This is a genomic window from Brevibacterium paucivorans (assembly GCF_016907735.1).
Taxonomy (GTDB): domain Bacteria; phylum Actinomycetota; class Actinomycetes; order Actinomycetales; family Brevibacteriaceae; genus Brevibacterium; species Brevibacterium paucivorans.
Genome location: NZ_JAFBCP010000001.1, coordinates 2,063,264 through 2,075,857 on the forward strand (window position 1 = coordinate 2,063,264; position 12,594 = coordinate 2,075,857).

General features: G+C 59.4%; 9 protein-coding genes and 1 tRNA gene. 5 read left to right on the plus strand and 5 right to left on the minus strand.

Features of this window, described 5'->3' with window-relative positions:
• Positions 1-4: 4 nt before the first annotated feature.
• Positions 5-3,874 carry a Pls/PosA family non-ribosomal peptide synthetase gene (locus tag JOE56_RS09565; RefSeq protein WP_204515789.1) on the minus strand — a complete coding sequence of 1,290 codons (3,870 nt, stop codon included), beginning with the start codon at positions 3,872-3,874 and terminating at the stop codon, positions 5-7.
• Between the two features lie 78 nt (positions 3,875-3,952).
• Here JOE56_RS09565 and JOE56_RS09570 point away from each other — a divergent pair, with 78 nt between their 5' ends.
• A complete protein-coding gene (locus JOE56_RS09570; protein ID WP_204515790.1) occupies positions 3,953-4,504 on the plus strand; it encodes a 4'-phosphopantetheinyl transferase superfamily protein in 552 nt (183 codons plus the stop codon).
• Between the two features lie 31 nt (positions 4,505-4,535).
• Positions 4,536-5,336 (plus strand): thioesterase family protein, encoded by an 801-nt coding sequence (locus tag JOE56_RS09575; protein ID WP_204515791.1) that lies wholly within the window; start codon positions 4,536-4,538, stop codon positions 5,334-5,336.
• A gap of 31 nt (positions 5,337-5,367) precedes the next feature.
• Here JOE56_RS09575 and JOE56_RS09580 read toward each other — a convergent pair whose 3' ends face one another.
• From JOE56_RS09580 to JOE56_RS09595, 4 genes are all read right to left on the minus strand, one after another.
• Positions 5,368-6,516: a pyridoxal phosphate-dependent aminotransferase gene (locus JOE56_RS09580; RefSeq protein WP_204515792.1), complete on the minus strand. Its 1,149-nt coding sequence runs from the start codon at positions 6,514-6,516 to the stop codon at positions 5,368-5,370.
• Positions 6,517-6,575: 59 nt separating this feature from the next.
• The gene (gene opgC, locus JOE56_RS09585) at positions 6,576-7,676 is read right to left on the minus strand and encodes an OpgC domain-containing protein (RefSeq protein ID WP_204515793.1); all 1,101 of its coding nucleotides are present in this window, start codon (positions 7,674-7,676) and stop codon (positions 6,576-6,578) included.
• A 6-nt stretch (positions 7,677-7,682) separates the two neighbouring features.
• Entirely contained in the window at positions 7,683-9,491 is a 1,809-nt protein-coding gene (locus JOE56_RS09590; protein ID WP_338028658.1) for an alpha/beta-hydrolase family protein, read from the minus strand.
• A gap of 66 nt (positions 9,492-9,557) precedes the next feature.
• Positions 9,558-9,631, minus strand: a tRNA-Pro gene (locus JOE56_RS09595).
• A gap of 270 nt (positions 9,632-9,901) precedes the next feature.
• Here JOE56_RS09595 and JOE56_RS11750 point away from each other — a divergent pair.
• From JOE56_RS11750 to JOE56_RS09610, 3 genes are read left to right on the plus strand one after another with little or no spacing between them, the layout of a single operon-like run.
• Complete coding sequence (locus JOE56_RS11750; RefSeq protein WP_204515795.1) at positions 9,902-10,729, plus strand: FHA domain-containing protein; 828 nt, start codon at positions 9,902-9,904, stop codon at positions 10,727-10,729.
• A 5-nt stretch (positions 10,730-10,734) separates the two neighbouring features.
• Entirely contained in the window at positions 10,735-11,199 is a 465-nt protein-coding gene (locus JOE56_RS09605; RefSeq protein ID WP_477021224.1) for a bifunctional nuclease family protein, read from the plus strand.
• Between the two features lie 27 nt (positions 11,200-11,226).
• Entirely contained in the window at positions 11,227-12,591 is a 1,365-nt protein-coding gene (locus JOE56_RS09610; RefSeq protein WP_204516125.1) for a class II 3-deoxy-7-phosphoheptulonate synthase, read from the plus strand.
• The last annotated feature ends 3 nt before the right edge of the window (positions 12,592-12,594 follow it).

Sequence of the window (12,594 nt, forward strand, 5' to 3'; positions counted from 1 at the left end):
TCCTTTACTCTTGGTCAACAGGCGCATCGACCCAGGGGACAACTGGGTTGCCTGTAAAGTACGCGTTCGCGGGAACAAATTCTCCACGCATCACAAGTGACGTGGGTCCCACGGTAGACGACCTGCCCAGTGTGGCGGCCGGCAAGATAACGCTGTTTGGCCCAAGGGTAGCACCGTCCTCCAAGGTCACCGCGTCAAGGGACATGACACGGTCGTGGAAAAGGTGCGTTTGGACCACGCATCCACGGTTCACCGTGGAGTTGTTCTCCAAGACCACCAGATCGGCTTCTGGCAACCAGTACGTTTCACACCACACGCCGTGGCCAATCTTGGCCCCGAGCGCACGCAAGTACCACACGAGAGCCGGCGTTCCCACAGCCTTTCGGGTAAACCACGGGGCAGCAATGAGCTCAACAAAGCAGTCAGCGACCTCGTTACGCCAGATAAACGAGGACCAGAGCGGGTGTTCACCAGCAGGGATACGACCCACAAACAACCACTTGGTCACCACGGCCACACCGGCGGCAACAGCGCCAGCGCACATCATGACCAGTCCGGACAACACAATGGCCCACACAGCTGACTGTGTCGCTTGAGTAATCCACATAAGCGAAAGGATCACGCCAGCGACCATGAGACCAGCGACACCCACGGACAACAGACGCAGAGTCTCCCACGCTCCACGCGCCACCTTGAGTTTCTTGGGAGGTGCGTACGTGAGCGATTCGTCGGCCGCCACCTCGGCGCGCCGGAGCTCAACAGGAGGCGAACCGATCCACGAGCTACCCTTCTTTGACTTGGGAGGCGCTGCCGACAACACCGCAACCAGGGCGTTCTTCGGAACCCTGCGCCCGGCTGCCGCAATTCCAGAGTTACCCAGGAAGGCGCGCTTACCCACTTTGGCGTGGCCAATACGCATCCACCCGTTACCCAGTTCGTAACTGGCGACCATGGTGTCGTCGGCGAGGAACGCGCCGGAAGCGATGTGCGTCATCTTGGGAACCAACAGCACCGTCGAAGCTTCGACACCTGAACCCACCTTGGTGCCCAACAGTCGCAACCAGATGGGCGTGATCAGACCGGCGTACATGGGGAACAGTAGATCCCGGGCCATGTCCATGATGCGTTCGGTAGCCCAGACCCTAAAGCCCATGAGCGAACGCACGGGATACGTGCCTTCGCGCAAACCAATCGACAGCGTGCGCACCGCAATGAGGACAAACAAGGCGGTGAAAACAAACCAGATGAGTGCCAGTGCCGGTGACCACGCGAGAAGAGTCAGCGGCTGAGTGACAACGTCAACACCGTACATCCACAGCATGAGCGCAATGGGCGGAACCGCGGCCAAATATGGAATAGACGCGTGGAGTAGCGAACCGATCGCGTAGAGCAAGAACGGCAAGTGCGCGCGCTTGCTTGGCGGTGCCGGCCAGCGATGGTGCTTCTTCGATGTGCGCTGAGCAGGGGACCCGGAGTACACCTGCTTCTTGCGCACTTTACCCGTCACTGCCGAGCCCGGAGCGACACGGGCTTCTGCGCCCACGCGCGTGCCGGGCATGAGAGTTGAACGGGACCCAACAACGGCGTACTTGCCCACGTGAATGGGGCCAACCCGCAACAGATCTCCATCGACCCACCAGCCCTTGAGATCCACCTCGGGCTCAATTGCGGCACCCTCTTCCAAGGTGAGCATGCCCGTCACCGGTGGGATGGAGTGGAGGTCGATATCGCGCCCCAACTTGTTACCCAGCAGGCGCGCGTACCACGTTACCCACGGGGCAGAACCAACCGAGACGGCAGAGGCGTTGTCGGCGATATGTTCGGCCAACCACAGGCGCAAGTGAACCCACCCGGAGCGCGGATACACGCCGGGTTTGAGGTTGCCCAAGAGCAGGCGCGCACAGCCAGCTGAGACCAGCATGCGCCCCCACGACGTGACGAACACCAGGTAGAGAACACCGATCAGCCACCATGACGTGGTGATGACAGGCGCGCCCATGAGTGCGAGCACGTTCATTGCGACCAGCGTCATGACGATCCAGTGCATCGCCGCCAAAATGTGGACCGGAATGCCCAAGAGGGTCTGCATCCACTGCATGAAGCGACTGGTGCGCTTCACGGTGCGTTCGGAACGCTGGGTGGTGGGCTCGGTTCCCGTACACATTTCAGCGAGTGCGCCGAAGCGTGGGTGTGCGTAAATGTCACCTACGGTGATGGTCGAGAAGTTGGTGCGCAAGCGGCTCACCAGCTGAGCCGCGGCCAAGGATCCGCCACCGGCGTTAAAGAAGTCCGTGTTCATGCCGGGTGCTGCGCCCAGGGTGGCCTCCCACTGTTCGGCGATCCAGGCGTATTCGGCTGGGACATCACCGGTGTCCTCGGAGGTGTCCATGCCTGGAAGAGGCCAGGGGAGTGCGTTGCGGTCAACCTTGCCCGAGGTCTTGGTTGGCAGATCGTCGACGATGGCTAGGCGCGGAACAAGGGCAGGTGGCAACACGTCACGGAGTTGCTGGGACCAGGTTTCGAGCTGCTGCGCGTCAGCAGTGACGCCGGGTGAGGGTGCCAAATAACCAATCAGCAGTTGAACCCCGCCAGAAGTGGTTTTCACCGCGGCCGCGCCACCGTGAACGTCGGGTAGCGATTGGAGGGCGGCGTCGACTTCACCCATTTCAATACGGCGGCCACCCAGTTTGATCTGTTCGTCGGCTCGTCCAACGAAGATCAGGCCGGCTGGGTCGTTGATGACGAGGTCACCGGATCTGTATGCGCGCTCCCAGCCGAGCGTTTCCATAGGAGCGTATTTTTCGGCGTCTTTTTCTGGGTCCAAATAACGTGCGAGGCCCACGCCGCCGATGATGAGTTCGCCCGTTTCACCTTCGGCAACTGGGATGCCGGTTTCTGGGTTGACGACGGCCAGATCCCACCCGGCCAGAGGAAGACCAATACGCACGGGTTCTTCGCCCAGCGGGGCAGCACACGCAACCACGGTGGCTTCGGTGGGACCGTATGTGTTCCACACTTCGCGGTCCCCGTCAGACAGGCGCTGAGCCAGTTCAAGTGGGCAGGCTTCGCCACCAAAAATGAGGAGGCGCACATTGTCCAAAGTTTCTGGTGGCCACAGGGCTGCCAGCGTGGGGACCGTGGAGACGACCGAGATGCGCCTACTCGCAAGCCACGGGCCCAAGTCCATTCCGGACTTCACCAACGCGCGGGGAGCCGGAACCAGGCAGGCTCCGTGACCCCACGCGAGCCACATTTCTTCACAGCTCGCGTCGAATGCCACCGACAAGCCGGCTAGCACTCGGTCGGATGGACCCAACGGTTCGTCCTGGCAGAAAATCTGTGCTTCGGCTGCCACGAACGCGGCCGCGGACCGGTGTGTGACGGCAACACCCTTGGGTTTGCCCGTAGATCCCGAGGTGAAAATCACCCAACAGTCGTCCTCGGGGACCGGGGCGCGAAGTTCGGGTGGCGTTTCGCGCGTGGTCACTTTGGTGATCGTGGGGCCGTCGGTGATGACGGCAGCGACATTGGCTTCTTCGAAGACCGTACGGGCACGCTCGTCCGGGTCGTCAACATCGACAGGGACGTAGGCCGCGCCGATCATGAGCACCGACAGAATCGACACGTACAGATCAACGGAACCAGAGGAGACGCGAACACCCACCTTGTCGCCTGGCCCCACCCCGTGCTCGTGCAGAGTGAGTCCAAAGCTACGCATCTGCTCAACGAGCTCCGCGTATGTGAGAACTGTGGTGCCGTCGTCGATCGCTGGAGTGTCCGGGTGTTCTGCGACGTTCTTTAAAATGAGGTCGACAAGGGTTCCGGGTTCACTTGCGAGGTGACCGGCCGGAAATTGAGGCTCGTACGTGTTCACAGACCACCTTGGGTAGGGCTTTGAGATCGCCTTAATGGTACAGAACTAAACCGCTGGAGTTAATTTGGAGGAACGGGAGTGGATGCGCGAATCGTGAGGGACACCGATGCTTCAGCAGACCACATGCTGACTCAACTTGTGGCCCACCACTACGGTATCAACCCACATGACCTGCAGGTTAAATCGCACGCGCGAGGTAATCCCATCGTCACCGACGGTAATCACATCGTGGAATGTTCCGTGTCCCGATCACACCCTTACACGGCTGTTGCAATTCTCACACCAGGGGAAACAGGCTGGATCGGCATTGACATTGAACCGGCAGATGCCCTCACAGTTCAACCCCACACTTTCACCCACATCCTGGGACCCCACGAACGGCCGCACTTTACAGACCTTCCCGAGGACGACCTCGGCCGGGCCCTTCTGCGCGCCTGGGTGCGCAAAGAGGCAGTTCTCAAAAGCATGCACACCGGATTTGGGGCGTTAGAACCCGCTCAGATCGAATGCGGGCCACCCCAGAACGCCGACTGCACATCACACTCCTGGATCACCGTGACCGACATGGTGACGAAAGAATACGTGGCTGCGCTCGCGGTCAATCCAGCAGGTGGCAACGGCAGTGAGTAACATGCGTAACTAGCACGAGAGAAAGGCACGCATGACGGAATCGGCTTTTGACCAGGCAATCGCGGTGAGCTTTGACGGCAACCGGGCACAGGCCAGCACACACCCCAAGTTTCACAACATGGTGGGCCCGTTTGGCGGGATCACTGTGGCCACCATTTGCCACGCAGTCCAGACCCACCCTGACGCCCAGGGGAGGCTCGCAGCAGTCACCACGAACTTCACGTCACCTGTGCGCGACGGCGACTATGAGCTGGAACTGGTGTGCGTGCGTACCAACTCGTCGAACCAACACTGGGTGGTGAAGGGGCACCAAGGTGAGGACACGCCACTGACGGCCACAGTGTTGCTGGTCGCCGAGCGTGGCCAGTTGCGCGCAAACGAGATTCCGTTCCCTTCTGTGGCAGCGCCGGAAGAGTACCCGGTCGCCGACGGCGCAGGACGGCCCGAATGGTCAAACAACTACGAACTGCGGTTTGTCGAAGGTGGCTGGGAACGGATCCAGGAAGGGCCGCAAGAGGACACCACATCCACGTACTGGCTACGACACGCAGATGGTCGCCCATGGGATTACGCGGCCCTTGTTGCGGCTTCCGATTCGTTCTTCCCCAGGTCCTTCCTGCGCGCGGGACGTCCACTGCCAGCCGGCACTATCACGATCACCACATACTTGTCGGCGGACGCGCACGTGCTGGAATCGGCAGGCGCGGACATTCTGTGTTCGGCGCGTGCGCAGTGGTTTGGGTCTGGTCTGCACGACCAAACAGCTCAGCTGTGGACGCGGTCGGGCGAGGTGCTCGCTGTCAGTCACCAGCTGGTGTACTCGAAGCTGTAACGCGGGCCTTTTGTTCGCTGTCGCGGGCTCTTTACTCCTGTGGGCGTGAAGGCAAGCGCGACAGACCTTCGAGGAGGAGGTCGGTGTCGCCTGCGAAGCACACGCGTACCCACCCTTCACCGTGCTGTCCAAAAGCGGTGCCAGGGGCTAGAGCTACTTTGTGTTCGAGCAAGAACTGTTCGGCCCATGTGCTCACGTCACCACCCGTGGCGTGTGACATGTTGATAAACAGGTAGATCGCACCGCGCGGAGTGAGGTACTCGATGTTCTTTGCGTCCAGGACTTCGCGTGCGCGGGCCAGGTTTGTGCGGTAGTGCTCAAGCGCCTTGTGGACTTCGTCCTGCGGGCCTTCAACCGCGGCGAGCGCCGAGTACTGTGCTGGGGTATTCACACACGACACGTTCGCTTCCTGCAGAGCGCCCACGCGAGTGGTCATCCCAGGGGGCGTGACCAAGTAGCCCACGCGACCGCCTGTGATGCCATAGGTTTTTGAAAAGGAATATACGGACAAGACGCGGTTGTCGTTGTCGAGGGTAGCCGGCGAAATGAACTCGCCGTCAAACACCAGGTACTCGTAGACTTCGTCGCTGATGACCCACAGGTCGTACTCCTTTGCGAAGTCCATGAGGGCGACCATGACGTCGCGTTCAAAAACAACACCCAGCGGGTTGGACGGGCTGTTGAGCAAGATGGCTTTGGTGTTGGGAGTAACCAGTTTTTCGAGGTCTTCGATCTGTGGAGTGAAATCGTTTTCAGACTTCAAGGGGTAACCCACTGGGGTTGCGCCCACCGTGCGTGGAGTCATGAAGAACGTGGCGTAACCGGGGTCAGGTACAAGAATTTCGTCACCGGGCCCAAGCGCCAGGCTCATGGCCATGTGAAGCGAATTAGATCCACCAGCGCCGATGTGAATCTGGTCGGGGTCCACCGGGTACTTGTTGAACTCGGTGACTTTCTTTGCCAGTGCGCGCCGCAGTGGCATGATTCCCGAGTTGGGCGCGTAACGGATCATGCCGTCCTTAAATGCGCGAGCTCCGGCTTCCAGAATGTGTTGGGGGACAGGAAGATCGGGTTCCCCCACGCTCAAAGGAATGACGTCGTCGAGTTCAAGAGAGAGCTCGAAGATGCGACGGATCTCGGAGTCAGGGAAGCTGTGCGCTGTCTGGCTGAGTTTGGGCATGTGTAGTCCTCATTGATTACGTCTTGAAGGTGGCAGATGCTGGGGTCAGTCGCTACCACTCACTGAGGCATGATTTTAAGCACTAGCTTACTCTTCATCAACAGCCACATAATCATGATCGTCAGCAGCCCAACGAACATGTTCCACAGGGAGCCCTGTGCTTCAGTGATGATCACGATAAACGGCAAAATAATCGCCTGCAGACAGTAAGCAGTGAGCGAGTACTTTCCGAATGGAACCAAGACCCACCCCAAGAATTTCATAATGGGGTCGCGCAGGACGTGGAAGAACGCGAGGAGCCCACCAAACCAGATGAACGCCAGGATCATGCGCCCTGGTTGCATGGGGAAGTTGGAGAAGGTGCTGTTACCCCAGTGGTGGAGGTTCGTCTGGAAATCGCCCAGACCAAGCTGGTTCATCAGGTGCTCTCCGTGGATCGCAATCCCACTGAGCACCATTGTTACGGCGGTGACGGATACGAGTCCCACGATCATGACATTGCGCCACGTCACGTGATTCGCCATCCAATTTCGAACAGGTGTGAAGACATACCCCAACGCCGCCGCCAGGAAGAACAACAGTTGCCACTGGACGACCGCCTCGGGCGTTTCAAAAAACAAACTGGAGGCGTACACAAGCACCGACGCCAGAACTGCCACCCACAGTTTGCCTTTGCGCACTAACCAGAGGAATACAGGCGTCACCAGCAACATCACCGCGTACATGCGGAGGAAAAAGATCCATGCGTGAAACGTGCGCATGAGTAGGACGTTCACAACGGTGCTACCCACCGTGGTGTCTTCGGGAGGGAGAGAAGGCAAGGTATTCACGTTGTCCGGGGGAACCAACGCCGTGATCGCCATGAGGAAAAGAGTGATGCCCACACCCCACAGATAGAGCTTGAGGGCGCGTCGCCACAGGCTCTTCGTGACCTGCCACAGGTCTTTGTGACGTCCCTTGTACGCGCGAATAAAACCGATAAGGAAACCGGAAATGAGGAAGAAGCCTTCTGCCGAACTCACCCACAGCCAACCCTTGCCAGAGAAGAATGCAAGAGGGGAGGGCCAGTAAGCCAGATGGTCAAGCGTAATGACCATGATGAAGAAGCCCCGCAAAAGGTCAAACTCAACGATTCTGCGGGAAGTAGCGCGTTTTGCCATGTGTTGTTATGAATCCTTCCGTCTCTGAAGGATAGCCCACAAGACCTTGTCGAACAGACTCTGTTGAGCCGTGTTTTGCTCAGGGTGGCGCCACGCTTGACCCGTGGACTTGCGGGCGATGTCATCGGCAATCGCGTCACCAATTTTGGTGCAGTCCTTTTTTGTGAAACGTGTGTCCAGAATCTCGTTCCAGTAGTGCACAACTTCGCGGTGATAACTGTGCCCGCGACCACCGGGGAGCTGAACCGACCGGGGCATATCCGCCAGGAGTTGCCAGAACGTGAGCCAAGGGAACCACACAACATAGGGGCTCACGTCTTTGCCCCGTGGTTCGCGTAGCCAGTCGGGCTTGCGGAACATTACGGATGGTGACCACCAGACCACCGGATCGGACGGATGCTGCGCGTATACGATGCGCGACCCAATCCACGGGCGATACGGGCCCAACGGAGACTCTTTGAGCTGTTTGGGCTTCTGCACGAAGCGGATGCGGCTCCCGCGGCCAATCACCGGTTGAATTTCGGGGGAGAGGACGTGACGCGATGCGATGAGGCCTTTGAAGATAGGGGTGGTGCGAGGGGTCCCCGTCCACAGGGCGCCGTCCACGCGCTGGCGCATATCGGTGATGCTAGTGAACGCGCCGTGTCCGCCCAAGGCGCCCAGGGATTCGCCGGTCACGTAAATGCGGGGGCGTTTGCCTAATGTGCTGACGTGACGCTCAACGGCCTCAAGTAGTGCGCGGCTGGCGTAGATTGCTTGATCGCGGTGGATGAGGAATGCCAGCCAAGAGCCTGCAAAGCTGTATTGGATTGCGACCGATGCGCAGTTTCCTCCCATGAGGTATTCGAAGGCTTCGATTGACCACTGTGGGGTCCAACCGGATCCGGTGTTGGTGACCAAGAGGAGGGCTTCGCGGTCGAACGCTCCCGCGCGGTCGAGTTCGCGTACGGCTGCGTCGGCTGCGTCCGCGAGGTCGGGGTGCGACAGGCGCCCGATGAACACGCGGATAGGTTCGTGGGCGGCGTCGGTGGGGGTCTGTGATTTGCCCGAGGTGCGTGTCAGTGTCGCTTGGATGCGGTCTTTGCGCGGGCCCGAGGCGACGAAATCACGGCCGTGGTAACCCAAGGTGGAAAAGGGTTCTTGTGAATAGCGCGAACCGGAGCGTTGAGGTTCAGACGGGCGGCGGGCGAGTGATGGGCGGGCGAAGTCGGAGCGCACGGCTTCTTCGGCGAGCCTGAACAGCAGTGTGGTGATGAGTTTGCGTGATGAGTAAATCATGGCGCCGGCGGACAGCGTCGTGATGAGCAGTTCGGGCATGAACGGCAAACGTGTGTGGAGTCGGCTTTCGAGGAACCGACGGAACCGGTTCATCCCCAGGGACGCAAGGTCCAGACTCAGCCAGCCGAGTTCGCCTACGAGGTAACCGAATACGTGCTCACGAAGCGACACGGTGTGGTCGTTGGTGCGTTGCGCAATGTCTTCTTGTTCACGAATCGAACGCGAGATCGCGAATGCGGACCCCGCGCCTGCGAGGGACAGGAGCGCGATGTTGCGACTCACGCTTTGTGTGGCGGGACGGGCGATGCGGAAGCCGATGCGGTTGGATTGTGAGGGGTGTGGCGGTTGCGAAGAGTCAGCGGTGTTATGGCGTCTTCGGTTGAGTAGAGCGTAGGCGAGTTCGCCTGCTTTTTGTCCTGCGTACGCGTTGGCTGCCACGTTGATGGCGGTCATCCACCACGTGCGGGGAACGAGACTAGGAGTAAGGGCGGTCCAAGAACTTGCGTGACCAAAAGCGGCGGCAATGCGTTTCACCACGTGTCGCTTTCTCTTCGCTTCAAGGGGTGCATCGCTTAAGAACGATAATTTAAGACTACACAAATGTCGGGCTAGCGGGATTTGAACCCACGACCTCTTGACCCCCAGTCAAGCGCGCTACCAAGCTGCGCCATAGCCCGTACATGCATTGCGCACGAACTCCGACAGTCTACACATGCGCCACAAGCAAAAGCAATTTGCTTTGCCAGCAGGCATCTTAACTGTATATAGGTGGCGCAAATTACACGGACGTGGGCAAAAGTGCTAGCCTTCATGTGTTCAGCTGTTTGCACTATCCACCACGATAAGCTGAGAACAGCTATGCTTGAGTGTACAACTCGAGCTGATAACTTGAGCCGTAAATTGTGTAAGTGGTTTCTGCGGAAGCAACGCGTTATCGAGGGGGTCTGATGTCTCAACCTAACCAGCCTACTGGTCAGGGCGACTCATGGTATCAGGAGGACTCGGGCCAACAAGCTAAGAAGTTCCCGCTGGGTGGCCCAGCCAACGACAGCCCCCAGACCTCAAACGGAGCCGTTCAATCTCAGCCCGAACAGAACTCCAACCCGTTTAACCCCTTCGCAGGGCCAGGCCAGCAGGCGCCCGCACCGCAACAGGGATCCGCGCCTCAGCAAGCATCGGCTCCGCAGTACGGGTCTGCACCACAACAAGGTTCTGCACCGCAACACGGAACCACTCCAGGACAGTACGGCGGTGGCATCGAGCCACAAGTAGGATCCTCTGACCAGGCTCCACACCAGTCGTTCGCGAGCACCCCAGCTAACCCACACAGAGGTAACCCAAACAGCAACGAACAGACCGACCAGCACCAGCCTGCGCAGTCTGCGCCTGCTCAGCAGAATGACAGCGTCCCTGGCATCTACGACCCACGCACCGGCGATGTCATGCCGGTTGCTGACCTCAACCGACTGCAGGACACCGACGCTCTGCTCGTTGTCGTATCCGGCCCGGACGCCGGCGCACAGATTCTTCTCGACACCGATGTCGTCACGGTTGGCCGTAGCCCTAATGCGGACATCTTCTTGGACGACGTTACGGTTTCACGTAAGCACGCAGAATTTGTTCGCACCCCATCAGGGTTCACCTTGCGCGACACCGGATCGCTCAACGGCACGTACGTTGGCCGCCAGCTGATCGACTCGGTGGAACTTCGCAACGGCGCTGACGTTCAGATTGGAAAATTCCGCATGATTTTCCAACAGCGCCCCCGCCAGTAACAGTGGTGCACATCGAAGTTGAAGTTGTGGGCATCCGTGTCGAAATGCCCGCAAATCAGCGTGTCCTCCTGCTCAAAGGAGTAGACGTACCCAAATTCTTGCCCATTTGGATCGGTGCCCAGGAGGCCAACGCGATCAGTATTGCCGAACGCGGGTGGGAACCACCTCGGCCGCTGAGCCACAACCTCTTGGTCGACATCGTTGAGGCATTCGGAACGGAGCTGGACCGCGTGGTCATCACCCACCGCGACGGGCACACCATCCACGCCGAGCTTCGTTTAAGCGACGGCAAAGTCATTTCCGCCCGCCCTTCGGACGCCGTCGCCATGGCACTCGTCTCTCATTGCACAATTGAAACCACTCAAGAATTGCTCGACGACATCGGTATCGACGCGCCTCAGGCCGACGAAGAAGAAGTTGCACAGTTCCGCGAGTTTCTTGACCACGTGTCGCCCGAAGATTTTGACTAACTGAAGGTAGGTAAGTTGAACGACAACATGTTCACCGCTGCAGGGACCGTTAAAGCATCGCAAGAGACCCTTGACGGTCTGGAACGTTGGCGCGAACTTAACCCGCTACAGCAGCCCACCTACCTGGACGCCGCCGAACTCGAAGAAGCACTCGCTGAGCTTCGACAGCAACCACCGCTGATTTTCGCCGGTGAGGCCGACGTTCTCACTCAGCACATCGCAAAAGCATCGCGCGGAGAAGCCTTCATCCTGGCTGGCGGTGACTGCGCAGAAACCTTCGCAGACGCAACCGCCGACCAAATCAGCCGTCGCGTGCAAACCATTCTGCAGATGGCAGCGATCCTCACCTACGGTGGTTCGGTTCCCGTCGTGAAAATGGGACGCATGGCCGGCCAGTTCGCAAAGCCACGTTCAGCCGAGACCGAAACCCGCGACGGCGTCACCCTGCCGTCTTATCGCGGGGACATCGTCAACTCGCACGAATTCACGGAAGAAGCCCGCAGGCACGACCCTCGACGCCTGCAGGAGGCATACAACACCTCGGCGTCAACCTTGAACCTCATTCGCGCGTTCACCACGGGAGGGTTTGCCGACCTGCGCTTTGTCCACCAATGGAACCGCGGCTTCCTCAGCGCAAACGAAAACTACATGCGTTACGAACGCACAGCAGCCGAAATTGACCGCGCACTGAAGTTCATGGAGGCGTGCGGAGCCGACTTCCAGAACCTCCGCTCAGTGGAATTCTTCGCAGCCCACGAAGCGCTTCTCCTCGAATACGAACGTGCGCTCACCCGTATTGACTCACGTACCGGAGAACCGTACGGGACGTCGGGGCACTTCCTGTGGATCGGGGAGCGCACACGCGACATCGACGGTGCGCACGTCGACTTCCTGTCGCGGGTCAAGAACCCTGTTGGCGTTAAGTTGGGGCCAACCGCCACAACCGATGACGCGCTGCGCCTTGCCGAAAAACTCGACCCTCACGGCACACCAGGACGCCTGACATTCATCACCCGGATGGGTGCTGAAACCGTGCGCGAACGCCTCCCAAAACTACTCGCAAGCGTTGACTTGCCCCACGTCACCTGGGTGTGCGACCCCATGCACGGCAACACCATTACCAGCTCAAACGGTTTCAAGACCCGCCGATTCGAAGACGTTATGAGCGAAGTCTCGGGCTTCTTTGACGCTCACGCCGAAGCCGGGACCATTCCCGGCGGGCTCCACATGGAACTCACCGGAGACGACGTCACCGAGGTGATGGGTGGTGGCGCCGAAATCGACGAAGAAGGCCTGCGCCGTCGCTACGAAACGCGTGTTGACCCACGCCTCAACCACGACCAGTCACTTGAAATGGCATTCCAAGTCGCGGAGTACCTGACGTCGCACTGACGG